Here is a 23,993-nt window from a genome sequence, read left to right on the forward strand (position 1 = left end):
ATTAACGCTTCAGCGCTTCGCTCAGTTCATCACGCATGGTCATCAGAATGCCTTTAACGACGCGCGGGTTGCCGGCAACAATGTTACCTGACGAGAAGTGGTTATGGCCGCCAACGAAGTCAGTCACCACGCCGCCGGATTCACGCACCAGCAGTTCGCCACCGGCGAAATCCCAGGGCTTCAGGGCGATTTCGAAGAATCCGTCAACGCGGCCAGCGGCTACGTAGGCCAGATCCAGTGCAGCAGAACCGGTGCGACGGAAGTCTGCACATTCGGTGAACAGTTTGCCCACGACATTCATGTAGCTGGTTGCGTGTTGTTTTGCTTTGAACGGGAAGCCGGTTGCCAGAATGGTGCCGTCGAGATCTTTCGCGTGAGTGCCACGCAGACGGTAACCGTTCAGCTGTGCGCCCTGACCGCGGGTCGCGGTGAAGAGTTCGTTACGCATCGGGTCATAAACTACCGCAACTTCAGTGCGGCCTTTGATGCGCACGGCGATAGAGACCGCGAAATGTGGGAAGCGTTTAACGAAGTTGGTGGTGCCATCCAGCGGGTCGATAATCCATTGTACATCTTTGTCTTCGCCTTCCAGCTCGCCACACTCTTCACTGATGATGGTGTGTTTTGGATAGGATTTGCGAATGACATCGATAATCATGTGTTCTGCATCGCGGTCTACGTTGGTAACAAAATCGTTGGTACCTTTTTGGGTAGATTCTACAGAGTCTGGCGTTTCGTAATGTTTGGCAATCAGGTTACCGGCCTTGCGCGCAGCGCGCACGGCGATGGTGAGCATCGGATGCATGGATATCTTCCAACTAGGATGTTAAAGAACGGGAATACGGGAAACGGCGCGCAGTATAGCAGGGGTTCTGAAAATTAACTACCGTTGTGTTAGGCTGTTGTGATTTTCCGTCTGGTAAGAGTTCCTATGCTGCCCAATATCCGCATTGTATTAGTAGAAACATCCCACACTGGCAATATGGGGTCAACCGCCCGCGCCATGAAAACCATGGGATTATCAAGTCTTTATCTGGTCAATCCGCTGGTGAAACCTGATTCTCAGGCCATCTCTTTATCTGCCGGTGCCAGCGATGTGATCGGTAATGCGACCATCGTTGATACGCTGGATGAAGCGCTGGCCGGTTGCAGCCTGGTGATTGGCACCAGTGCGCGTTCCCGCACCTTGCCGTGGCCGATGCTGGAACCGCGTGAATGCGGAGAGCTCAGCGCGAAAGCCGCACAAACCGCGCCGGTGGCACTGGTGTTTGGCCGTGAACGCGTCGGGCTGACCAATGAAGAACTGCAAAAATGTAACTATCACGTTTGCATTCCGGCCAATCCTGAATACAGTTCGCTGAATCTGGCAATGGCCGTGCAAATTATCGCGTATGAAGTGCGTGTCGCCTATCTGGCCTTGCTGGAAGCGGCAAAACCGCAGATTGAATATGAAGAAACGCCTTATCCTCTGGTCGATGATCTTGAGCGTTTTTATCAGCATCTGGAAAAAACCTTGCTGGAAACCGGCTTTATTCGTCAGGCACATCCGGGTCAGGTAATGAGCAAACTACGCCGTCTGTTTACCCGTGCGCGACCTGAATCTCAGGAGTTAAACATCCTGCGCGGTATTCTGACATCGATTGAAAAGACCAATAGCAGCAAAGAGTAAGCGCCAGGGGTTGAGGATAAACATCAAACCTTTGCTTGTTAATCAACAGATTACTTCTTACCCGTGAATGGCGACAACTGGGCGGAATATAGAGTCAGATAATACTTGAGTAAATTACTAGGTTAAATAGTTGACTGATTTACTCAGGAATGGCAGACTCATTTACATGTTCCGCACGATTGAATTTTTAAGTCATTTTAAACAGGTAACCATGCTATGAGACTGACATCCAAAGGCCGTTATGCCGTGACCGCTATGCTCGACGTTGCACTGCATTCCCAGGAAGGACCAGTACCCCTGGCTGACATTTCTGAGCGTCAGGGTATTTCCCTTTCTTACCTGGAGCAGCTTTTCTCTCGCTTGCGTAAAAATGGTCTGGTTGCCAGTGTTCGTGGTCCGGGCGGTGGTTATCTGTTAGGTAAAGACTCGGGTGATATCGCCGTTGGCGCGGTGATCACGGCCGTTGACGAATCCGTTGACGCCACCCGTTGTCAGGGTAAAGAAGGCTGCCAGAATGGCGAACGTTGCCTGACTCACACCTTATGGCGTGATCTGAGCGAGCGCATCAGCGGCTTCCTGAACAATATTACACTGGCAGAACTGGTCAACAACCAGGAAATCCTGGAAGTGGCTGACCGTCAGAACGGTGAAGTCCGTCGTCAGCCAAATGGCCGTCAGATGGAAACCATCAACGTCAATCTTCGAGCCTGATCCCCGTCATCCTTCGCGCCGCCCCGGCGTTGGCTGCTGTCGCAAACCCCGGTCACATACTAGTGTATGCTCCCGGGGATGTGCTCTGTTGCCGCCTTGATGCGACACGAATGATTTAGGGGAGCATGTGAATTTTGATGTTACTAAAAGCCCGCTGAAATGCAGATTTCCGCGGGCTTTTGCTTTTCAGACGTCATTTCTTACCGATTAGTGCCCGCAAAGCGTCATTTCCCTTTTAAGAAGTTGTGAACCCGTTTTAAACTGGTTGTCGTTTTTTTTATTCTTTCGTTCGAAACCGAACGCGCAGTCCGGAGCTACCTGCCATGAAATTACCTATTTATCTTGATTACTCTGCCACGACGCCGGTTGATCCGCGTGTTGCACAGAAAATGATGCAGTGTCTGACACTGGACGGTACTTTCGGTAATCCGGCCTCCCGTTCTCATCGTTTTGGCTGGCAGGCAGAAGAGGCCGTGGATGTGGCGCGTAACCAGATTGCGGAGCTGATTAATGCGGATCCCCGTGAAATCGTCTTCACGTCAGGCGCAACCGAATCTGACAATCTGGCGATTAAAGGCGCGGCTCATGCACAGCGTGCGAAAGGTCACCACATTATTACCAGCCAGACTGAGCACAAAGCGGTGTTAGACACCTGCGCGCAGCTGGAGACGGAAGGCTTTGAGGTCACCTACCTGACGCCGCAGGCCGACGGTGTTATTCCATCAGCAGCCATTGAAGCCGCGTTGCGCCCGGATACGATTCTGGTGTCCATCATGCAGGTTAACAATGAAACCGGCGTTATCCAGGATATCGCAACAATTGGCGAGCTTTGCCGCAGCCGGGGTATTCTTTTTCATGTGGATGCAACCCAAAGCGTGGGGAAAATCGCGATTGATCTCAGCGAATTGCAGGTTGATCTGATGTCGTTTTCCGCCCATAAGATTTACGGCCCGAAAGGCATCGGGGCGCTGTATGTGAGTCGTAAACCGAAAGTAAGGATTGACGCGCAAATCCACGGCGGCGGTCATGAGCGCGGCATGCGTTCAGGTACCTTGCCGGTGCATCAGATTGTCGGAATGGGCGAAGCGTATCGTATTGCCAAAGAAGAAATGACCGCTGAAGTGGCGCGTCTGTCCGCACTGCGCGATCGTCTGTGGAAAGGCATTCAGCAGCTTGATCGGGTGTTTCTCAATGGCGCGCCGGAACATGCTGCGCCCAATATTCTCAACGTCAGTTTTGCCGATGTTGAAGGAGAATCTCTGATTATGGCGCTCAAGGATCTGGCTGTTTCGTCTGGTTCCGCCTGTACGTCCGCGAGCCTCGAACCCTCTTACGTGCTGCGTGCGCTGGGATTAAGCGAGGAGCTGGCACACGGCTCAATCCGTTTTTCTCTCGGGCGCTGGACCACAGAAGAAGAAATTGATTATGCAATTGCGCTGGTGGTGAAATCTGTCCGTCGCCTGCGTGAGTTGCCCCCTGTTTATACAAAATAATGAAGTGCCGCCCGATGAAAGGGTGATTTGCCTGTCATTGAAAATGAATATTCATTGAAGATAAAAAACATCAGGAGTGCTGTTATGAGTTCCGAAGTCACGACCAATGAAGCAATGTCCGTATTCCTTTCTTCTCAGCCTGCCGATGCGCGCTGGGGCGAAAAAGCCACACTGAGCACCGATTCTGCCGGGATGACCATTCATCTCAATAGCGGCGATGTGCTGACGGTCATTGCCCGTGCCGCGCGTCGTATCGACGGCCAGGGAGTCAAAAATATTAAACTGGCCGGTGAAGGCTGGGATCTCGAAAACAGCTGGGCTTTCTGGCAGGGCTTCCGTGGTCCGAAAGGAACACGCCATGTTGAATGGGCCGAATTGTCCGAAGATGACGCGAAAACGCTCAGGCAACGGCTTAAAATCATCGACTGGGTGCGAAATACCATTAATACCCCGGCAGAAGATTTGTCCCCAGAACAACTGGCCACCCGCGCGGTTGATCTGATGTGTGAATTTGGTCACGACAAAGTCAGCTACCGTATCACCAAAGGCGACGACCTGCGTCAGCAAAATTATATGGGTATCCACATCGTCGGGCGCGGTTCTGACCGTCAGCCGGTCTTGCTGGCGCTTGATTACAACCCAAGCGGAGACGCTGAAGCGCCGGTTTATGCCTGCCTGGTCGGTAAAGGCATTACCTTTGACACCGGCGGTTACAGCCTGAAACCAAGCGGTTCCATGGATTCCATGAAAGCAGATATGGGCGGCGCAGCCACCCTGACCGGCGCACTGGCGCTGGCAGCGGCTAACGGCCTGAACAAACGCGTAAAACTGTATCTGTGCTGCGCGGATAACATGGTCAGCGGTAATGCACTGAAACTCGGCGATATCATCCGTTACCGCAACGGCAAAACCGTTGAAGTGATGAATACCGACGCCGAAGGCCGCCTGGTGCTGGCCGATGGTCTGATCGATGCGTCTGCGCAAAATCCTGAACTGATCATTGATGCTGCCACACTGACCGGTGCGGCGAAAACAGCGCTGGGTAACGATTATCACGCCCTGTTCAGCTTTGACGATGCACTGGCGGGTGAACTGCTGGAAAGCGCAAAATCCGAACACGAACCGTTCTGGCGCCTGCCGCTGGAAGAATTCCACCGTTCTCATCTGCCATCCAACTTTGCTGAACTGAATAATATTGCCGGTCCGGCACACACAGCGGGTGCGAGTACGGCGGCGGCATTCCTGTCTCATTTCGTCACGGAATATAAGAAAGGCTGGCTGCACATTGACTGTTCTGCAACGTACCGTAAAAGCGCAGCGGATCAGTGGTCTGCCGGTGCAACCGGTCTCGGCGTACGAACTGTGGCTAATTTATTGTTAGCTAAAGCGAAGTAAGCAGTAAAATTTGCATGAAGCATAACGGGGCGCTTAACAGTGCCCCGTTTTATACCATTACCGGAGTCAAGAACCATGAGTGTCCCACACGATCATCTGCCTGCTGGTGCTGCGGCAACTGACGGTGAAAACGAGCTGGAGCGGCTGCTTCGCCTGTCTGTCACCGCGCCTGCGTGGCGTCCGGCGTTTTATCAAACCTTGCTGGAATCCACTGTGTTTGTGCTCGGTGATGCAGGGCAGGATAACGCGGAAAAGCAGGGCAGTGTGGCGATCACCGCTGGCAGTGAACTGAATATTTTGCACTGGGAAAAACAGGACGGCAGCTCGATTATTCCTTTCTTTTCCTCGGTGGACGTTCTGGAAAAAGCCAGTGCCGGTGAAAGCCCGGATGAGCAGGCATTTGTCGCGCTGCCTGCCCGCGTGCTGTTTGAAATGACGCAAGGGGAAGAATTGTTTCTCAATCCCAAGTCGGAATATGGCAAGGAATTTTATCCGGGCGAAGTCACGCTGTTGCTGAACAGTGGCGGGCTGAATGCGCCGTCTGAGCTGGTGCTGGATAAAGAAAGCCAGTTGCTGATCGGCCAGCCGGAAGAATATCCTTCTACCATGATCGATGCGCTCACTACGCTTTTCGCCCGGAAGAAACCGGTGCGCCGCGCATTTATGGCGCTGATCCACGATAAAGCCGTGGATGATCAGCCCAACCTGCTGATCGGTGTTGAAGCGGACGGTGATGAACAGGAGATCGATGCGCTGATCCGCGAGGCGGGCAATGTGGCGAGTGAAACCTCTCCCGACGATCGTCCGGTGGATTTCTGTATCGTTTCTGAAAAAGAGCGCGGTATCAGCCATTACCTGATCAGCCACACGCAGCCTTTCTATCAGCGCAAGTGGGGAAGCTGGTTGCGCAATATCATTCCTTCTTCCGGTCAGGCATAAAAGTGACGATACACCAGGGGAAACGCCGTTTTGCCCCTGTTTTGTTTAAGGGAAATAGGTGGTTTAGGTTCGATAGTGAATCAATCACACATTTTTTTAATTAAATGTTGTGATTCGGGTAGGCAATCGTAACTTCGCTCCCTATAATCACCGCCATTTTACGGCAGGTATAACATTAAATTAACCGGCCCTACCTATAAAAGTCTGACAGAGGTTTTTTCATGACTATCGAACGCACTTTCTCCATCATCAAGCCAAACTCCGTAGCGAACAACGACATCGGTGCTATCTATGCCCGTTTCGAACGTGCTGGCTTCACCATCATCGCGTCTAAAATGCTGAAACTGACGAAAGAACAAGCGGAAGGTTTCTACGCAGAACACAAAGGCCGTCCGTTCTTCGACGGTCTGGTTGAATTCATGACCTCCGGCCCGATCATGGTTCAGGTTCTGGAAGGCGAAAATGCCGTTCAGCGTAACCGTGACATCATGGGTGCAACTAACCCGGAAAACGCGCTGGCCGGTACCCTGCGTGCAGACTTCGCTGACAGCTTCACCGCTAACGCTGTGCACGGTTCTGATGCTGTAGAATCTGCACAACGCGAAATCGCTTACTTCTTCACCGAAAGCGAAATCTGCCCGCGTTAAGATTTTTGAGTCACCGTTGCCGGAAGATGTGCCGCAAATTCACAAGAATTTTGCCACTGCGACTTTCCAAACATGGCAACCGTGCCCTAAAATTTGTACAATGTTGCGCCCCGAATGAGCCAGCCTCTTCGGGGCGCAATTTTATTTGCAGGCCAGCCGTTTTCTGTCAGGTCAGGCTCTGCACTTCCAATACGCCATAACGTGTAACAACGAGGCCATTTTCATCATGTTAGAATCCAACACCGCCGAGCCAACTTTGTCTGAAAATAACGCTGTTTCCGCAGAAGCCGTGAATACTGTCGTGCCTGCTGCTGCAAAAATTAACCTTCTTGACCTCAACCGCAAGCAAATGCGTGAGTTCTTCATCAACATGGGCGAAAAACCGTTCCGTGCAGATCAGGTCATGAAGTGGATGTATCACTACTGCAGCGATGATTTCGAGCAAATGACCGATATCAATAAGGCCTTGCGTGAAAAGCTGGCCCGCGTTGCAGAAATTCGTGCACCGGAAGTCGCGTCAGAACAACGTTCAACGGATGGCACCATCAAATGGGCAATTCAGGTGGGCGGACAGCTGGTCGAAACCGTCTATATCCCGGACGGTGACCGCGCGACCCTTTGCGTGTCCTCTCAGGTCGGCTGCGCACTGGAATGTACTTTCTGTTCCACGGCGCAACAAGGCTTTAACCGTAACCTGCGCGTGTCCGAAATTATCGGCCAGGTATGGCGTGCGGCAAAAATTATCGGTGCGGCGAAAGTGGCCGGTACACGTCCCATCACCAACGTGGTGATGATGGGGATGGGCGAACCTTTGCTGAACCTTAATAACGTGGTTCCGGCGATGGAAATCATGCTCGACGATTTCGGTTTCGGCCTGTCGAAACGTCGTGTCACCCTTTCCACCTCGGGCGTGGTCCCTGCGCTGGATAAACTGGGCGATATGATTGATGTCGCGCTGGCGATTTCTCTGCACGCACCTAACGACACCATTCGTAACGAAATTGTGCCGATCAACCGCAAGTACAATATCGATACTTTCCTGGCCGCCGTTGAGCGTTACATTGGCAAATCCAATGCCAATCAGGGCCGCGTCACCATCGAATACGTTATGCTGGATCACATCAATGATGGCACCGAGCATGCGCATGAACTGGCTGAACGTCTGAAGAATACGCCATGCAAAATCAACCTGATCCCGTGGAACCCGTTCCCGGGCGCACCGTATGGCCGCAGCTCGAACAGCCGTATCGATCGCTTCTCTAAGGTATTGATGGATTATGGTTTTACTGTGATCGTGCGTAAAACCCGCGGCGATGATATTGATGCCGCGTGCGGGCAGCTGGCCGGTGATGTTATTGACCGAACCAAACGTACGTTGAAGAAAAAAATGGCAGGCGAGCAGCAGATTTCTGTTAAAACCGTCTGATCCCAAGAAATATGCAGGGCTTTGCCGTGCCGTTCTGGTTAAGCCCACTGTTTTATTGTCGCTGGCAGGGTAAAGGGAATTAAGCATGGCAATGAAGGGCAGTGTGAGAATGTTGATGGTCACAGGTGTGGCTTTGGCGTTACTGGCTGGCTGTTCCGGTTCACCTAAAGAAATACCACCGGCCAGTGGCGCAGCACAAACGCGTCTGGAGCTGGGCATGGCGTATCTGAAACAGGGGAACATGGAGGCGGCCAGACAGAATCTGCAAAAAGCCGTTGACGGTGCGCCGCAGGATTATCGGACACAGCTTGGTATGGCCCTTTACGAGCAAAAAAACGGCAATCAGAAAGCCGCACAAACCCGCTACCAGCAAGCGTTGCAGCTTGCGCCGCAAAATGGGACGGTCTTAAATAATTACGGTGCGTTTTTGTGTAGTTTAGGGCAGTATGTACCCGCACAACAGCAGTTTAGCGCCGCAGCTAATGCGCCTGATTACGGTCAGGTTGCTGACAGTCTGGAAAATGCAGGCTACTGTTTTCTGAAGGCCAATCAGAATGAGGAAGCGCGAGTGTTACTAAGCCGGGCATTGAAAGTGGATCCCGATAAAGGCGCACCCTTGCTGACTGAGGCAACCAAAGAATTTGGAGAAGGGAATCGCGCTCAGGCGAAATTATTACTGGATGTATACCAACATGTTCTGCCAGCCACTGCCGACAGCCTCATGTTACAAATTCGATTCGCTGCGTTAGCGGGCAATCCGGATAGCGTTCAACGCTACGGTAAGCAACTTGCGCGTAGTTATCCACAATCTAAACAGTACCAGCAGTTCTTAGCCAATGAATACTGAAGCCCCTCAAGAAAATAATGCAAAACTGACCACAGGCGAACGTCTGCGTCAGGCTCGTGAACAGTTAGGTCTCAGCCATCAGGCCGTTGCAGAACGCCTGTGTCTGAAAGTCTCTACTATTCGCCAAATCGAAGAAGAAACGACGCCGGCCGATCTTGCGCCGACTTTCCTGCGTGGTTATCTGCGTTCTTATGCAAAACTGGTTCATGTCCCTGAAGAAGAATTATCAGGTCTGATCGGTAAACAAGCCCCAATTAAAGTGCCTAAAGTGGCTTCAATGCAGGGGTTCTCTCTCGGCAAGTCTCGCAAAAAACGTGATGGCTGGCTGATGGGCTTTACCTGGCTGGTGGTGTTTGTGGTGATTGGCCTGACCGGTGCGTGGTGGTGGCAAAATCATCAGGCACAACAGCAGGAAATCGCCACAATGGCCGATCAGTCATCGGCACAGCTCAGTCAGGATAATGGTCAGGGGCAAGCGATCCCTCTGGGCGACAATGCGAATTCTGCACCCACAACAGAAGATACCCCTGCTGATCCGGCGCCTGCCGCAAACGCAACACAACCGCAGAATTCTATTCCGCTGAATACCGCGCCGGGCGCAGCCGCCAGCAATACACCTGCTGTATCAGGCACGTCAGCCGCTCAGGCACCTGCTGCTGTCTCTACCAGCCAGCCCGCTACGCCTGAAAATGGTCTGCCAACCGGTGATGCACAAACTGCAGCCGCCGCGGGGGGAGATCCACAAGCTGTGACCTTTACTTTTAAAGCTGACTGCTGGTTCCAGATTGATGACGCGTCAGGGAAAACCCTGTTCAGTGGCATGAAGAAAGGCGGTGAAACCTTCAGCGTGAAGGGCACTGCGCCATACAAACTGAAAATCGGTGCGCCGGGGGCGGTAGATATCCAATTCCAGGGCAAGCCGGTTGATTTAAGTCGTTTTGTAAAATCAAGCCGTGTTGCACGCCTGACCTTAGCTGCCGAGTAATCGGCAGTTTGTCAGACGATGGCAACGATGGAGAGTGAAGCAATGCATAATCAAGCACCCATTACCCGTCGCAAATCAACCCGGATTTATGTCGGCAAGGTGCCTGTAGGTGACGGAGCACCGATTGCAGTGCAATCGATGACCAACACCCGCACCACAGATGTCGCGGCGACGGTCGCACAAATCAAATCACTGGAACGCGTCGGTGTCGATATTGTTCGCGTTTCTGTGCCCACTATGGATGCGGCAGAAGCATTCAAACTTATCAAACAGCAGGTTAATGTCCCGCTGGTCGCTGATATTCATTTCGATTACCGCATCGCCCTGCAGGTTGCAGAATACGGCGTTGATTGCCTGCGTATTAACCCAGGTAATATCGGTAACGAATCCCGCATCCGTTCCGTGGTCGATTGCGCCCGCGACAAAAATATCCCTATCCGCATCGGTGTGAACGGTGGTTCCCTGGAAAAAGATATCCAGGAGAAGTACGGCGAACCGACGCCGCAGGCGTTGCTGGAATCGGCGATGCGCCACGTGGATATTCTTGACCGTCTTAATTTTGACCAGTTTAAAGTCAGCGTAAAAGCCTCTGACGTTTTTCTGGCTGTTGAGTCTTATCGCCTGCTGGCTAAACAGATTGTTCAGCCTCTGCATCTTGGAATTACCGAAGCCGGTGGTCTGCGTGCAGGTTCTGTTAAATCGGCCATTGGCCTGGGCTTGCTGCTCTCAGAAGGTATCGGTGACACGCTGCGTATTTCGCTGGCGGCCGATCCGGTTGAAGAGGTCAAAGTCGGATTCGATATTCTCAAATCCCTGCGTATCCGTTCCCGTGGTATCAACTTTATTGCCTGCCCGACCTGTTCGCGTCAGGAGTTTGATGTCATCGGTACTGTGAATGCATTAGAACAACGTCTGGAAGATATCATCACGCCAATGGATGTTTCGATCATCGGCTGTGTGGTTAACGGTCCGGGCGAAGCGCTGGTTTCCACCCTGGGCGTGACCGGCGGTCATAACAAAAGCGGTTTCTATGAAGACGGTGTTCGTCAGAGAGAACGCTTTGATAACAACGATATGATCGACCAGTTAGAAGCTAAAATTCGCGCCAAAGCGGCGTTGATGGATGAGAGTAAACGTATCGTTATCAATCATCTTGAAAAGTAACATCGGTTGCGGGTGTCAGCGTACATCTGCATTATATTGAACCCGACTGGGGCAATGGCGTTGTGCGTTGAACCACAGGCCACAAAGCCCCTATAATCGGGTTCATTTTTTATAAAACGATAGAGAACTGACGTGGCAAAGAATATCCAGGCCATTCGCGGCATGAACGACTACCTGCCAGAAGACACAGCACTGTGGCAACGTATTGAAGGATCGCTGAAACAAGTGCTCGGCAGTTACGGCTATAGCGAAATTCGTATGCCGATTGTAGAGCAGACCCCATTGTTTAAACGCGCTATCGGTGAAGTCACTGATGTCGTGGAAAAAGAAATGTATACCTTTGACGACCGCAACGGCGAAAGCCTGACGCTGCGTCCGGAAGGTACGGCAGGCTGCGTGCGCGCCGGTATTGAACATGGTCTGCTGTACAATCAGGAACAACGTCTGTGGTACATCGGCCCGATGTTCCGTTACGAACGCCCGCAAAAAGGCCGCTATCGCCAGTTCAATCAGTTGGGTGTGGAGGTCTTTGGCCTGCAAGGACCTGACATTGATGCCGAATTAATTCTGCTGACCGCCCGCTGGTGGCGCGCACTGGGGATTTCTGAGCACGTTACGCTGGAACTGAACTCTATTGGCTCGCTGGAGGCACGCGCGAACTATCGTGACGCGCTGGTCGCTTTCCTTGAGCAGCACAAAGACACGCTGGATGAAGACTGTAAACGTCGTATGTACAGCAATCCGCTGCGTGTACTTGACTCCAAAAATCCGGATATTCAGACATTATTAAATGATGCGCCTGAACTGGGTGATTATCTTGATGAAGAATCAAGAGAACACTTTGCAGGTCTGTGTGAACTTTTAGAGCAGTCTGGTATCCCATATACGATTAATCAGCGACTTGTGCGCGGTCTGGATTATTACAACCGCACCGTGTTCGAGTGGGTAACCAACAGCTTAGGCTCTCAAGGTACGGTATGTGCCGGTGGCCGGTACGACGGTCTGGTTGAACAACTCGGTGGTCGTGCAACACCGGGTGTCGGTTTCGCCATGGGGCTGGAACGTCTGGTTTTACTGGTTCAGGCCGTAAACCCGGACTTCAAAGCGCCGGCGATCGTTGATGCCTACGTGATCTCATCCGGTACCGGCACGCAAAGCGCAGCGATGCAACTGGCTGAAACACTGCGTGATGCGCTGCCTGAGCTGAAAGTCATGACTAACTACGGTGGCGGCAACTTTAAGAAACAGTTTGCCCGTGCTGATAAATGGGGTGCGCGTGTGGCCCTGGTATTAGGCGAAACTGAAGTCGCTAACCAGCAGATCGTCGTTAAAGATCTGCAGAGTGGAACGCAAGAAACGCTGGCGCAAAGCGAAATCGTCGCGCGCCTGGCTTCGATGTTGGGTTAAGGAGAAGGACACTGTGGAAGTCTATACCACTGAGAATGAACAGGTTGATGCTGTACGTCGCTTCTTTGCGGAAAACGGTAAAGCGCTGGCCATTGGCGTTGTTCTGGGTATTGCAGCCCTTGGCGGCTGGCGTTTCTGGCAGAGCCATCAGGACTCAGCCCTGACGGAAGCCTCTGCGTCTTTCCAGCAAGCGAATCAGTTGCTGACCAGCAATAACGCGAAAGGCGTAGCTGATCTCGAAAAATTTGCGCAGAGCAATGACAATAATTACGGCGTATTTGCCGCCCTGCAACTGGCTGATCATTTTGTCGAAACCCGTGATTTCGCCAATGCTGAAAAGCAATTAGCGCAGGCGCAAGGTCAGGCCAAAGAAGATAATTTACGTTCGCTGGTGAACTTACGTCTGGCGCGTGTCCAGATGCAGCAAGGCAAATTTGATGATGCACTCAAAACGTTAGACGGCGTGAAGGGTGAAGGCTGGACGGCTATGCAGCAAGGCATCCGTGGTGATGTTCTGCTTGCCAAAGGTGATGCAAAAGGTGCGCGCGAAGCCTACAGCAAAGGAATTGATTCTAAACCCTCTCAAACGCTGCAAACCATGCTGCGTATGAAATTGAACAACTTAGCCAGCTAAGGGGAACCCCGATGCAATTGCGTAAAACACTCTTGGTAGGATGGGTTTCTGTTGCCCTGCTAAGTGGCTGTTCATTGTTTAACAGCGAAGAAGACGTGGTCAAAATGTCTCCGCTGCCAAAAGTTGAGAACCAATTTACTCCGACGCAAGTGTGGAGCAAATCCGTAGGCGATGGCATTGGCGAATTCTATTCCAATCTGCGTCCGGCCTGGCAGGACAGCACTATTTTTGCCGCTGATCGTTTTGGTCTGGTTAAAGCACTTGACGCTGACAGTGGTAAAGAAAAATGGAGCGTGAATCTGTCTGAAAAGACCGGCTTCCTCTCCCGCAATATTTCAGCACAGCTTTCAGGCGGCCTGACAGTTTCAGGTGATCACGTTTACGTGGGCAGTGAAAAAGCGATCGTTTATGCATTGAACACAACTGATGGTAAAATCGCCTGGCAGACCAAAGTGGCGGGTGAAGCATTGTCCCGTCCTGTTGTCAGTGATGGTCTGGTTCTGGTTCACACCGGCAACGGTATGTTGCAGGGGCTGAACGAATCCGACGGTACCATTCAATGGACCGCTAACCTCGATATGCCAACACTTTCTCTGCGTGGCGAATCAGCGCCTGCGGTGGCCTTTGGTGCGGCAATCGTCGGTGGTGATAATGGTCGCGTCAGTGCCGTGCTGATGAAAGAAGGTCAGCTGATCTGGCAACAACGTATTTCTCAGACCACCGGTACGACTGAAATCGACCGTCTGAGCGATGTGGACACCACGCCGGTTATTGTTGATGGCGTGATTTATACGCTGGCATACAATGGCAATCTGGTGGCGATGGATCTGCGTTCTGGTCAGATTATGTGGAAGCGTGATGTCGGTTCTGTGAATGACATCATCGTCGACGCAGGCCATATTTATATGGTTGATCAGGATGACCGCGTGATGGCGCTTGATACTCAGGGTGGTGTCAGCGTATGGCGTCAAAGTGAATTGCTGCACCGTAACCTGACGGCACCTGTGCTGTATAATGGTTATATTGTGGTCGGCGATTCCGAGGGCTATCTGCACTGGATCAACACCACTGATGGCCGCTTTGTTGCTCAGCAGAAAGTCGACAGTGACGGCTTCCTGAGCGCGCCGATTGTGGCAAGCGACAAGCTGGTTGTACAAGCGAAAGGTGGCGAAGTTTACTCCTTCACCCGCTAATACCGCGACCGGCATCGGGCTCTGAGATCGGATGATCCCGGGCTTTAAAACGGCTCCTGAATGGCTCAGGGGCCGTTTCGTATTATAAAATATGCGTAATCACGGCTGATGAATCAGGCCGTAACAGTTTGAATTATAGTGGTTTGCATTGAGATTTCGCAGGCCAGCTATTTGCGTTTAGCACCATATATACTATGCATCATAAAAACATTGAGGCTTCAAAATGATACCTGTCGTTGCGCTTGTTGGGCGCCCGAATGTGGGTAAATCCACTTTATTTAACCGTTTAACCAAGACGCGTGATGCGCTGGTTGCGGATTTCCCGGGGCTTACGCGTGACCGCAAGTATGGTCGTGCCGAAATTGAGGGTAATGAATTCATCATCGTAGATACCGGCGGTATTGACGGTACGGAAGACGGCGTTGAAACCCGCATGGCAGGGCAGTCTCTGCTGGCTATCGAAGAAGCGGATATCGTGCTGTTTATGGTCGATGCCCGTGCAGGCCTGATGCCTGCCGATCAGGGCATTGCCCAACATCTTCGCAGCCGTGAAAAAGCGACCTTCCTGGTCGCGAACAAAACCGACGGCCTGGATCCGGACAGCGCAACCGGTGATTTTTATTCACTCGGTTTAGGCGAGGTGTATGCTATCGCGGCTTCACATGGCCGTGGCGTCACCCAGCTGATTGAACATGTGCTGATCCCGTTCGTGGGTGAAAAGCCGGAAGAAGTGGAACTGACCGAAGAAGAGGCCAACGCGGCGTACTGGGCCGAACAGGAAGCCACCGGTGATGAAATCCCTGAGGACGAAGAAGATGATTTCGATCCGCAGTCTCTGCCCATCAAACTGGCGATTGTCGGGCGTCCCAACGTAGGTAAATCCACACTGACTAACCGTATTCTGGGTGAAGAACGCGTGGTGGTTTATGACATGCCAGGCACCACCCGCGACAGTATTTACATCCCGATGAACCGCGACGACCGTGAATATGTTCTGATCGACACTGCCGGTGTACGTAAGCGCGGGAAAGTCACTGAAACTGTAGAGAAATTTTCAGTAATCAAAACCCTGCAGGCGATTGAAGATGCCAATGTGGTGATGTTGGTTATTGATGCCCGCGAAGGCATTTCTGATCAGGATCTCTCGCTGTTAGGCTTTATCCTCAATAGCGGGCGCTCACTGGTTATTGTGGTCAACAAGTGGGATGGCATGAGCGAAGAAGCGCGTGCTCAGGTTAAAGATCAGCTGGATCTGCGCCTTGGCTTCGTTGATTTCGCCCGCATTCACTTTATCTCTGCCCTGCACGGCAGCGGCGTCGGTAACCTTTTCGAGTCTGTGAATGAGGCGTACACCTGCGCGACCACGCGTGTGAGCACTTCCTTACTGACCCGTATCATGCAAATGGCGGCTGACGATCATCAGCCACCGCTGGTGAATGGTCGCCGCGTGAAGCTCAAATATGCTCATGCCGGGGGGTATAACCCGCCAATCGTGGTGATCCACGGTAATCAGGTGAAAGACCTGGCCGATTCCTATAAACGCTATCTGATGAACTATTTCCGTCGTTCACTGAAAGTGATGGGTACGCCAATCCGTATTCAGTTCAAAGAGGGTGAGAACCCGTTTGAAGGCAAGCGTAATACGCTGACACCAAATCAGCTGCGCAAACGTAAGCGCCTGATGTCACACCTGAAAAAAAGTAAATAATCTGCAGGCGGGGCGCATAGAATGTGCCCCTTTTTTTTCGTCTTCGTTTCCCTGCAAGGAGCTGGCTGGATGTTCTGGCAGACCTGGAGTTTTGCATTTGGTGTTACGGTCCCAAACCTACTGATCTTGTTGCTGGGCATGGTGCTGCGCCGCACCGGCCTGATGGACGACAGCTTCAACGAGAAAGCCAGCCGGCTGGTGTTTAATATCGCCTTACCCTGCCTGCTGTTTTTCAGCGTAGCACAAGGGCATGATTCCTCAGGCTCAAACCTGCCGCTCGCCCTTTACGGGGGAATCGGTACCGTAGTTTCTTATCTGTTGCTGGAACTGGTGGCGATAAAACTGGTGAAAGACCCGCGTGAGCGCGGCATTTTTGTGCAGGGAGGCTTCCGGGCAAATACTGGTATCGCGGGGCTGGCTTATGCATCACTGGCCTTTGGCAGTGAAGGGATTGCGCTGGGCTCGATGTATCTGGCTGTGACGGTTATTTTGTTCAACGTCCTGTCGGTGATTACATTAACCCGCAGCCTGAAAGGCGGGCAGGGGAAAAGCATCGGGATGAAGCCTATCTTGCGCGGCATTATCACCAATCCGCTGATTATTGGTCTGGTCCTCGGGCTGGCGTTTAAGCACAGCCATTTACCTATGCCGGCGACCATTGCCAGCACCGGTGACTTTATTTCAGGTATGGCGCTGCCGCTGGCCATGTTATGCGCCGGTGCCAGCCTTGACTGGCAGGCGATGTTCCGCAGTTCTAACGTGGCAGCCTGGTCTTCTGCGTCACGTGTCATATTTGTGCCCGCGCTGATGACCCTCGGGGCAGGGTTGTTTGGCTTTCGCGGCGCGGCGCTCGGCGTTATATTTCTTTTTTCCTGTACACCGACCGCAGCGGGCAGCTACGTGATGACCCGCGCGATGGGCGGCAATGCGACACTGGCAGCTAATATTATTGCTGTCACCACGCTCGGATCATTTTTCACTACCGCACTGGGTCTGTATTTACTGCGGACGCTGGGTGTTATTTAGAAGGGAAAGACGATGGATGCACTTTGTCCGGTTTGCGGCCAGCCGATGAGCTGGGTAAGCGGTCACTTTCATTGTGACGCTGACCATGGCGACTTTACGCAAATCGCATTATGCCCGGATTGCCAGCAGCCGTTGCAGGCGCTTAAAGCCTGCGGAGCGGTAGATTACTTCTGCCAAAACGGGCACGGGATGATTTCTAAAAAACGGATACAGTTTACGTATTCGCCTTATTCGGAAGAGTGATCGTCAGGGGGAGCCTCTTTCCATAGGTTCACCAGTTCCTCGGGCGCTTCGGTTTCAGGAATAATGACAACCAGACTGGCTGAATGCTCTGCCGATGCATAATAAATCTCCAGCCGGAAATAACGCTGGTCTCCATGACCGGCGTTTTCTTTTTCCTGAGCATGGGGCAGTGCCTGATTGATGAGCTGGCAGATTTCCCGCCGCTTATCATCGCTCATGCCTGAAAGTTCAACCCGTCGCGGCCCGCTGAGTTTGGGGATAAACGCGATACCGCCTTCGCGGTAAATTTCAATCACCGCATTACTTTCCAGCGAATCTAAAGGTTTCATTTACATCACTCCGACCTGCTCCCAGGCTTCACGAACCGCTTGTGCAACGGAGGCGTCAAATCGTTTTTCCGCATGCTGAATAGTCAGTTGGGCGAAGGTGGCAAAGTCTGCATTTTTGGGCAGGGATTTATCACAGACCGTGTCATACCAGACGTAACCTGCACGTTCCCATGCATTCCCGCCCAGTTTAGTCGCCGCCAGATAAAATGCCCGGTTAGGTATGCCTGAGTTAATATGCACACCGCCGTTATCGTCGCGGGTATTCACATAACCGCTCATGTCCGCCGGTTGCGGATCTTTACCCAGCAGCGGATCATCGTAAGCAGTGCCGGGATGAGACATTGAGCGCAGGCCGGTCCCCTGAATGCCTTTTGCCAGCAATCCTTCACCAATAATCCAGTCGGCTTTATCAGCGGTTTGTTTCAGGTGGAATTGTTTCACCAGCGAGCCAAACACATCCGAGAGTGATTCATTCAGCGCGCCCGACTGGCCGTTATATTCCAGACCGGCTTCCGTTTCGGTAACACCATGGGAAAGCTCATGCCCGACAACGTCGATAGCAATCGTAAAGCGGTTAAAGATTTCGCCATCACCGTCACCAAATACCATCTGCTGTCCGTTCCAGAAAGCGTTTTGATAGCCTTTGTCATAATGCACGGTGCCGAGCAGTGCCAGACCTTTATTGTCGAGGGAATTACGCTGATACGCCTGCCAGAAGAAATCATACGTCACGCCCAGATAATCATAGGCTTCATCCACCGCCACATCGCCGTTACTGGCCTGGCCTTCCTTGCGCACAGATTCGCCCGGCAGCCGGGTGGTATTTTTGGCGTCATAAATATCGCGTTCTACCTGACCCGCTTTGGCTGTCACGATCTTCTGCGGTTTGGCGTAAGTCTGTGCCATTAACGTATTCACATGTACCAGGGTTTGTTTGGCACATCTGCGCTGGGGTTCTGAACCGTGTTCGATAATACGGTTAAGTATGTAAGGCGGGATAACGCTGTGGTAACGCTTTGCTGAACTGTGATTCATCGTGAATCTCCTTATCAAGAGTCACCCGAAGGTGAAAACAAGGTGTTCTGACTGCCTGATACTGAAAGCTGGTTAATGAATAGCCGTCACCGTCAGTATAGGACTGCTGAGCGCCAGGTCCGTTAAAGATGAGATTTATCTGTCCGGCTGCGGGTCATACAACGTATGCGGATGACAGGTCACGGCGCGTCCGCTGGCTTTTCTGACAGATTCACGCACCACCAGTTTTCCCTGCAACAGCTGCGTGGTATAAGGCGCATCGGGGCGCATCATGCGCCTTTGTAATAAGGAGATCGCTTCGGCACCGAGTTCATCGCGCGGCACATGCACCGCGGTCAACGGCACGTCATGAATTTCTGCCAGATTGAACCCGTCAGTACTGATAACGCTGATATCACCCGGCACGGAAAAACCGCGCTTTGCCAGCGCAGCAACCACACCGGATGCCATAAAATCCCCGCCGGCCAGGATGGCTGTCGGCAGCGGCTGGCCGGGCGGCAAGGCATCCAGAAATTCCAGCAGCGCCTGTTCGCTTTCCTGCGCCCCAAAACCTGACGTATTGAGCAAATGGTGGCGGTCACTGAAAACCTGATGATGGCGCGTGAATGCCTGTTTAATACCGGTGAGCCGCAGTTCCATGGTATGACGACGCAGGCATTGCACGGTCACGATATGAGTGTGGCCCTGAGAAAAAAGGTAGTCGCAGGCAAAATCGCCCATCGTCAGATGATCAGGACTGACGCTGTCATGGCGCATATGCCGGTCATGGCAGTTGATCAGTACACATGGTTTGCCCATGTCGGCCGCAAGCTGATGAATATGCGAATCGTCGATGCCGACCAGCAAGACGGCTTCGGTCTGCGGATCGGTCATTTTGGCAATGAACAGCGCGGCGTCGGCGTTTTCTTCTTCTATCGCGCAGTAGCGGACACGTACTTCGTGACGGGCGGTGGCAGCCAGAATGCCCTGGATCACCTTGTAGTAAAAAATATCGCTGCGCACATCAAAGGCCCGGGCCGGGGCGAAAATTAAAATATTGTTCAGCATCAGCCTGCCGGTCGAAAGGCCGTCGAAAACGCCCTGCGCCCTGGCACATTCCAGTACGCTGTCGCGCGCCTTGCTGCTGGTATTATTTTTTCCGGCTAAAACCCGTGAAACGGTACTGATCGACAATCCGGTCTGGTCGGCAATTTGCTGGATATTTAACTTTCCTTTCAAACTGTGATCTCCTTCAAAATGGCCCATGCAAAAATTTTCATATCTGAAGCTGTGATTCCCGTGAGCTTTTATCCTCCCTGAATTCCTTATGCAGTTATAGCGTGAAAGCTTTTGCAAAAAATCACGTTTCCCTCACAGAACCGGCTGCCTACTCTGCAGATGTACCTCACATAACACATCATCTGCGGCCAGGCCGACGGGTGGGAGAACCGATATGACAATTCAAATAAACACCGGGACAGCGGCGGTTGCAGGACGCCGAAAAATAAAAGCTTTACGCTGGTGGATGCTGGCGCTGTTCCTGCTCGGCGTGACAGTGAACTACGTCACCCGAAATTCTCTGGGATTACTGGCGGCTGAACTGAAAACCAGCCTGAACATGACCACCGAACAATATTCTTACATCGTCGCGGCATTTCAGGCGGCGTACACCCTTTTTCAGCCATTGTGCGGCTGGCTGATTGATGTGATCGGCCTGAAGCTGGGCTTCCTGATTTGCGCCTCAGTCTGGGCGGTGGTGTGTATGCTGCACGCCGGTGCGGGCAGTTGGATCCAACTGGCGGTTCTGCGCTTCTTTATGGGGAGTGCGGAAGCTGCGGCGACGCCTGCTAATGCCAAAGCCATTTCCGACTGGTTCCCGCGTAAAGAGCGTCCGGTCGCCGCCGGTTGGGCCGGCGTCGGCTTCTCGATTGGTGCCATGCTGGCACCGCCGATTATTCTGGTTGCACATATCTCGTTCGGCTGGCGTGGTGCATTCCTGTTCTGTGGCATCCTGTCGATGTTATGGGTGTTGTTGTGGTGGAAGTTCTACCATTCACCCGAAACGCATCCGAACCTCAGTAAAGATGAACTGGCGCTGATCCGCTCCGATAACGAACCACAGCAGACGCGTCTGCCGTTTATTAAATCACTGAAAATAGTCTGCAAAAACAAGAAATTCTACGGTATTGCTATCCCGGCATTTCTGGCGGAACCGGCTTGGGCGGTGTTCAGTTTCTGGGTACCTCTGTATCTGGCTAATGAACGCGGGATGGATTTAAAACATATCGTGATGTTCGCGTGGCTGCCGTTTCTCGCCGCCGACCTCGGCAGTATTGCCAGCGGATATCTCACTACGCTGTACCGCAAAGTCTTTGGCTGCACCCGCATTAATTCCATCGTCGCCAGCTCCGTCACCGGTGCATTTATGATGCTGTCCCTGGCGCTGGTGGCGGTCACGCAAAGCCCGTACGCCGCCATTGCGCTGATCTCCATCGGCGGCTTCGGCCATCAGGTTATTTCCTGCATGTTGAGCGCAGTGGTGGTAGAAACATTCGATAAAAGCCAGGTGGCAACCGTCAACGGTATGCGCGGTTCTTCGGCGTGGATCGCCAGCTTTCTGTTTTCACTGCTGATCGGCGCGGTTGCCGACAAAATGGGTTTCAATCCGCTGTTTATCGCGATGGGTTTCTTTGATTTGATCGGCGCAGTTTTCCTGATTGCCCTGATCGCTGAACGCCGCAATCCGGCAAAAAGGGAGGGAGTATGAAGACGTTAAAACACTGGGAGCTGGCCGGGCAGGACGATGCAGGTGTGGATCTGCGTGTTGATGGCCAGCATCTGTTTTCTCTGCGGGTGCTGGAACAGGGGCTGATTCGCATATTCATCCGGCGTAACGGCGCGTTGGCGCTGGATCGTACCTGGAGCATCGCACCACAAAATGATGTGCCGTGGGAAGGGCGCAACCGCCTGAGCAACGATGGTTTTTCGTTGCCGGGTTATCAGCTCGTACAGGACGAAGAACGCCTGATATTGACCACTGAGGCGCTGCGCGTCACGGTGCATCAGCCGCTATGGCTGGAGTGGGAGTATAAAAATGAGGCCGGTGTCTGGTTGCCGCTGGTGAAAGATCGTAAAACCGGCGCCTATATGCTTGGGGTGAAAAACGACGCGTCGGCACACTATCAGCTGCGCGAGGCGCAGGATGGCGTGTACGGGCTTGGCGAAAAAGCCGGTGACCTCAACCGCAGCGGCCGTCGTTTTGAAATGCGCAATCTTGATGCCATGGGCTACAACGCCGCCAGCACCGATCCGCTGTATAAGCATATTCCGTTTACCCTGACACGGCGCAATAATGTCAGCTTTGGCGTTTTTTACGACAATCTCAGCAATGTATGGCTTGATCTCGGCAATGAACTGGATAATTACCATCTGCCTTATCGTCGTTTCAGTGCGGAAGCGGGCGATCTGGATTACTACCTGTTTGTCGGCCCGACATCTCTCGACGTGACCAAAAAACTGGTGCGCCTGACCGGTAAAACCACCTTTGGCCCGAAATGGAGTCTCGGTTACAGCGGCTCGACCATGTATTACACCGATGCGCCGGATGCCCAGCAACAGCTGATGAAGTTCATCACGTTGTGCCAGCAGCACGAGATCCCCTGTGACTCCTTCCAGCTTTCATCGGGTTACACCTCGATTGGCAATAAGCGTTACGTCTTTAACTGGAATTACGACAAAGTACCGCAGCCGGAAGTGATGTCGAAAGCGTTTCTCGACGCCGGTATTCGTCTGGCGGCCAATATTAAACCTTGCCTGTTGCAGGATCACCCGCAATACGAACAGGTTGCCGGGCAGGGGTTGTTTATCCGCGACAGCGAAAACGATCAGCCGGAGCGTTCTGTTTTCTGGGATGACGAAGGGTCGCATCTCGACTTCACTCATCCTGGTGCCGTGTGCTGGTGGCAGAAAGGTGTGACGCAGCAGTTACTTGAAAAGGGCATCGGTTCGACCTGGAACGATAATAACGAATATGAAGTCTGGGACAGTGATGCCCGTTGCTACGGTTTCGGCAAGGCTATTGCTATTAAACACATTCGTCCGGTGATGCCGCTGCTCATGATGCGTGCGTCTTTTGAAGCACAGCAGAAATTTGCGCCGGAAACCCGCCCTTACCTGATTTCCCGTTCCGGCTGTTCCGGCATGCAGCGCTATGTGCAGACGTGGAGTGGCGATAACCGCACCAGCTGGCAAACGCTGCGTTACAACACCCGTATGGGGATTGGCATGAGTTTGTCCGGTTTGTATAACGTCGGGCACGATGTGGGCGGATTTTCGGGTGATAAGCCGGATGCGGAACTGTTTGTTCGCTGGGTGCAAAACGGCGTCATGCATCCGCGTTTCACCATTCATTCCTGGAATGATGATCACACCGTAAATGAGCCGTGGATGTATCCGCAGGTGACGCCGCTTATCCGCGATGCCATCCGTCTGCGTTATCGCCTTCTGCCGTATTTCTATACATTGCTGTGGCAGGCTCACGCGGATGACGAGCCGATGCTGCGCCCGACATTCCTCGATCATGAGCATGATAAAAATACCTTCGCAGAAACCGATGATTTCCTGATAGGCCGCGATTTGCTGGTCGCCAGTGTGGTTGATGAAGGACAGCGTGAACGCCAGATTTATCTGCCGGATAACGGCAATGGCTGGCGCGATTTTTATACTGGCGAATGGTTTGCGGGCGGGCAGACAATCACGCTGGATGCGCCGCTGGATCGTTTGCCGCTGCTGGTGCGCGCCGGTGCTGCATTGCCACAATCCCGCCGTCTGGCACATGTGGATGCCAGCAGAGATACGCTGCGTGAATTACATGTGTATCCGGCACCGGGTCAGGCGACCTCGTCAGGCATGCTGTTTGAAGATGACGGCGAAAGCCATCGCTGGGAGCAGAATCATGCGCTGTGGCTGAACTGGGATATCGTCAGTGACAATCAGCGAATCGACATCACGCTGACGCAGCGCGGTGATTTCAAACCGGCGTGGAAAACCCTGGATATCGTGCTGCCGCAAGGCGAAGCGCGTGAAGTGTGGGTCAATGGTGTGAAGACAAATAGCTATAATCTGTAAGCTTTTCAATCTCCTCCCTGCAAAAGGGAGGCGGCA

22 protein-coding genes are annotated in these 23,993 nt (G+C 52.7%); 18 read left to right on the forward strand and 4 right to left on the reverse strand.

The features are described 5' to 3' along the window. Position 1 precedes the first annotated feature (1 nt). Positions 2-805: an inositol-1-monophosphatase gene (suhB, locus tag EVX52_RS16510; protein ID WP_129955117.1), complete on the reverse strand. Its 804-nt coding sequence runs from the start codon at positions 803-805 to the stop codon at positions 2-4. A gap of 126 nt (positions 806-931) precedes the next feature. Here suhB and trmJ point away from each other — a divergent pair, with 126 nt between their 5' ends. The 16 genes from trmJ to EVX52_RS16590 all read left to right on the forward strand — a co-directional run bounded on the left by trmJ (position 932) and on the right by EVX52_RS16590 (position 17,487). Then, the gene (gene trmJ / locus EVX52_RS16515) at positions 932-1,669 is read left to right on the forward strand and encodes a tRNA (cytosine(32)/uridine(32)-2'-O)-methyltransferase TrmJ (RefSeq protein WP_129955118.1); all 738 of its coding nucleotides are present in this window, start codon (positions 932-934) and stop codon (positions 1,667-1,669) included. 216 nt (positions 1,670-1,885) lie between these two features. Continuing rightward, on the forward strand, positions 1,886-2,380 hold the full coding sequence (gene iscR, locus EVX52_RS16520; protein ID WP_129955119.1) for a Fe-S cluster assembly transcriptional regulator IscR: 495 nt from the start codon (positions 1,886-1,888) through the stop codon (positions 2,378-2,380). A 323-nt stretch (positions 2,381-2,703) separates the two neighbouring features. Further along, entirely contained in the window at positions 2,704-3,873 is a 1,170-nt protein-coding gene (locus tag EVX52_RS16525) for an IscS subfamily cysteine desulfurase (RefSeq protein ID WP_129955120.1), read from the forward strand. Positions 3,874-3,957: 84 nt separating this feature from the next. Beyond that, positions 3,958-5,268 carry an aminopeptidase PepB gene (gene pepB, locus EVX52_RS16530; protein ID WP_129955121.1) on the forward strand — a complete coding sequence of 437 codons (1,311 nt, stop codon included), beginning with the start codon at positions 3,958-3,960 and terminating at the stop codon, positions 5,266-5,268. A 75-nt stretch (positions 5,269-5,343) separates the two neighbouring features. Beyond that, positions 5,344-6,207: an enhanced serine sensitivity protein SseB gene (gene sseB, locus EVX52_RS16535; RefSeq protein ID WP_129955122.1), complete on the forward strand. Its 864-nt coding sequence runs from the start codon at positions 5,344-5,346 to the stop codon at positions 6,205-6,207. Positions 6,208-6,428: 221 nt separating this feature from the next. Beyond that, positions 6,429-6,854: a nucleoside-diphosphate kinase gene (gene ndk / locus EVX52_RS16540; protein ID WP_015696252.1), complete on the forward strand. Its 426-nt coding sequence runs from the start codon at positions 6,429-6,431 to the stop codon at positions 6,852-6,854. Between the two features lie 226 nt (positions 6,855-7,080). After that, on the forward strand, positions 7,081-8,280 hold the full coding sequence (locus EVX52_RS16545; protein WP_129955123.1) for a bifunctional tRNA (adenosine(37)-C2)-methyltransferase TrmG/ribosomal RNA large subunit methyltransferase RlmN: 1,200 nt from the start codon (positions 7,081-7,083) through the stop codon (positions 8,278-8,280). A 109-nt stretch (positions 8,281-8,389) separates the two neighbouring features. After that, positions 8,390-9,127: a type IV pilus biogenesis/stability protein PilW gene (pilW, locus tag EVX52_RS16550; RefSeq protein ID WP_205951621.1), complete on the forward strand. Its 738-nt coding sequence runs from the start codon at positions 8,390-8,392 to the stop codon at positions 9,125-9,127. Continuing rightward, a complete protein-coding gene (rodZ, locus tag EVX52_RS16555) occupies positions 9,117-10,112 on the forward strand; it encodes a cytoskeleton protein RodZ (protein ID WP_129955125.1) in 996 nt (331 codons plus the stop codon). Before pilW ends, rodZ begins: the two co-directional genes overlap by 11 nt. A 42-nt stretch (positions 10,113-10,154) precedes the next feature. After that, positions 10,155-11,276: a flavodoxin-dependent (E)-4-hydroxy-3-methylbut-2-enyl-diphosphate synthase gene (gene ispG, locus EVX52_RS16560; protein ID WP_129955126.1), complete on the forward strand. Its 1,122-nt coding sequence runs from the start codon at positions 10,155-10,157 to the stop codon at positions 11,274-11,276. A gap of 132 nt (positions 11,277-11,408) precedes the next feature. Continuing rightward, the gene (gene hisS / locus EVX52_RS16565; protein WP_129955127.1) at positions 11,409-12,683 is read left to right on the forward strand and encodes a histidine--tRNA ligase; all 1,275 of its coding nucleotides are present in this window, start codon (positions 11,409-11,411) and stop codon (positions 12,681-12,683) included. A gap of 13 nt (positions 12,684-12,696) precedes the next feature. Then, positions 12,697-13,317, forward strand: coding sequence for a YfgM family protein (locus EVX52_RS16570; protein ID WP_129955128.1), 621 nt, complete (start codon positions 12,697-12,699; stop codon positions 13,315-13,317). Between the two features lie 11 nt (positions 13,318-13,328). After that, a complete protein-coding gene (gene bamB / locus EVX52_RS16575) occupies positions 13,329-14,510 on the forward strand; it encodes an outer membrane protein assembly factor BamB (RefSeq protein ID WP_129955129.1) in 1,182 nt (393 codons plus the stop codon). A gap of 223 nt (positions 14,511-14,733) precedes the next feature. Continuing rightward, positions 14,734-16,218 (forward strand): ribosome biogenesis GTPase Der, encoded by a 1,485-nt coding sequence (gene der, locus EVX52_RS16580; protein WP_129955130.1) that lies wholly within the window; start codon positions 14,734-14,736, stop codon positions 16,216-16,218. Between the two features lie 69 nt (positions 16,219-16,287). Further along, positions 16,288-17,244, forward strand: a complete 957-nt coding sequence (locus EVX52_RS16585; RefSeq protein ID WP_129955131.1) for an AEC family transporter — start codon at positions 16,288-16,290, stop codon at positions 17,242-17,244. A gap of 12 nt (positions 17,245-17,256) precedes the next feature. Further along, a complete protein-coding gene (locus tag EVX52_RS16590; protein WP_129955132.1) occupies positions 17,257-17,487 on the forward strand; it encodes a zinc ribbon domain-containing protein in 231 nt (76 codons plus the stop codon). Here the strand turns inward: EVX52_RS16590 and EVX52_RS16595 are convergent. The 3 genes from EVX52_RS16595 to EVX52_RS16605 all read right to left on the reverse strand — a co-directional run bounded on the left by EVX52_RS16595 (position 17,472) and on the right by EVX52_RS16605 (position 20,069). Continuing rightward, positions 17,472-17,816, reverse strand: a complete 345-nt coding sequence (locus tag EVX52_RS16595; RefSeq protein WP_129955133.1) for a protealysin inhibitor emfourin — start codon at positions 17,814-17,816, stop codon at positions 17,472-17,474. The two genes, EVX52_RS16590 and EVX52_RS16595, sit on opposite strands and share 16 nt — an antisense overlap. Further along, positions 17,817-18,851, reverse strand: a complete 1,035-nt coding sequence (locus EVX52_RS16600) for a M4 family metallopeptidase (protein WP_129991681.1) — start codon at positions 18,849-18,851, stop codon at positions 17,817-17,819. 135 nt (positions 18,852-18,986) lie between these two features. Next, entirely contained in the window at positions 18,987-20,069 is a 1,083-nt protein-coding gene (locus tag EVX52_RS16605; RefSeq protein ID WP_129991682.1) for a LacI family DNA-binding transcriptional regulator, read from the reverse strand. A 214-nt stretch (positions 20,070-20,283) separates the two neighbouring features. Here EVX52_RS16605 and EVX52_RS16610 point away from each other — a divergent pair, with 214 nt between their 5' ends. Beyond that, positions 20,284-21,597 (forward strand): MFS transporter, encoded by a 1,314-nt coding sequence (locus EVX52_RS16610; RefSeq protein WP_129955136.1) that lies wholly within the window; start codon positions 20,284-20,286, stop codon positions 21,595-21,597. Then, positions 21,594-23,957 (forward strand): TIM-barrel domain-containing protein, encoded by a 2,364-nt coding sequence (locus EVX52_RS16615; protein WP_129991683.1) that lies wholly within the window; start codon positions 21,594-21,596, stop codon positions 23,955-23,957. Before EVX52_RS16610 ends, EVX52_RS16615 begins: the two co-directional genes overlap by 4 nt. The last annotated feature ends 36 nt before the right edge of the window (positions 23,958-23,993 follow it).

The organism is Rahnella sp. CFA14(1/10) (genome assembly GCF_004195095.1).
In the GTDB taxonomy this organism is placed as follows: Bacteria; Pseudomonadota; Gammaproteobacteria; order Enterobacterales; family Enterobacteriaceae; genus Rahnella; species Rahnella perminowiae.

Bases quoted from the DNA above. Each gene is read 5' to 3' on its own strand.
- suhB (WP_129955117.1), bottom strand. From the start codon at position 805: ATGCATCCGATGCTCACCATCGCCGTGCGCGCTGCGCGCAAGGCCGGT.
- trmJ (WP_129955118.1), top strand. From the start codon at position 932: ATGCTGCCCAATATCCGCATTGTATTAGTAGAAACATCCCACACTGGC.
- iscR (WP_129955119.1), top strand. From the start codon at position 1,886: ATGAGACTGACATCCAAAGGCCGTTATGCCGTGACCGCTATGCTCGAC.
- EVX52_RS16525 (WP_129955120.1), top strand. From the start codon at position 2,704: ATGAAATTACCTATTTATCTTGATTACTCTGCCACGACGCCGGTTGAT.
- pepB (WP_129955121.1), top strand. From the start codon at position 3,958: ATGAGTTCCGAAGTCACGACCAATGAAGCAATGTCCGTATTCCTTTCT.
- sseB (WP_129955122.1), top strand. From the start codon at position 5,344: ATGAGTGTCCCACACGATCATCTGCCTGCTGGTGCTGCGGCAACTGAC.
- ndk (WP_015696252.1), top strand. From the start codon at position 6,429: ATGACTATCGAACGCACTTTCTCCATCATCAAGCCAAACTCCGTAGCG.
- EVX52_RS16545 (WP_129955123.1), top strand. From the start codon at position 7,081: ATGTTAGAATCCAACACCGCCGAGCCAACTTTGTCTGAAAATAACGCT.
- pilW (WP_205951621.1), top strand. From the start codon at position 8,390: ATGTTGATGGTCACAGGTGTGGCTTTGGCGTTACTGGCTGGCTGTTCC.
- rodZ (WP_129955125.1), top strand. From the start codon at position 9,117: ATGAATACTGAAGCCCCTCAAGAAAATAATGCAAAACTGACCACAGGC.
- ispG (WP_129955126.1), top strand. From the start codon at position 10,155: ATGCATAATCAAGCACCCATTACCCGTCGCAAATCAACCCGGATTTAT.
- bamB (WP_129955129.1), top strand. From the start codon at position 13,329: ATGCAATTGCGTAAAACACTCTTGGTAGGATGGGTTTCTGTTGCCCTG.
- der (WP_129955130.1), top strand. From the start codon at position 14,734: ATGATACCTGTCGTTGCGCTTGTTGGGCGCCCGAATGTGGGTAAATCC.
- EVX52_RS16585 (WP_129955131.1), top strand. From the start codon at position 16,288: ATGTTCTGGCAGACCTGGAGTTTTGCATTTGGTGTTACGGTCCCAAAC.
- EVX52_RS16590 (WP_129955132.1), top strand. From the start codon at position 17,257: ATGGATGCACTTTGTCCGGTTTGCGGCCAGCCGATGAGCTGGGTAAGC.
- EVX52_RS16595 (WP_129955133.1), bottom strand. From the start codon at position 17,816: ATGAAACCTTTAGATTCGCTGGAAAGTAATGCGGTGATTGAAATTTAC.
- EVX52_RS16600 (WP_129991681.1), bottom strand. From the start codon at position 18,851: ATGAATCACAGTTCAGCAAAGCGTTACCACAGCGTTATCCCGCCTTAC.
- EVX52_RS16610 (WP_129955136.1), top strand. From the start codon at position 20,284: ATGACAATTCAAATAAACACCGGGACAGCGGCGGTTGCAGGACGCCGA.
- EVX52_RS16615 (WP_129991683.1), top strand. From the start codon at position 21,594: ATGAAGACGTTAAAACACTGGGAGCTGGCCGGGCAGGACGATGCAGGT.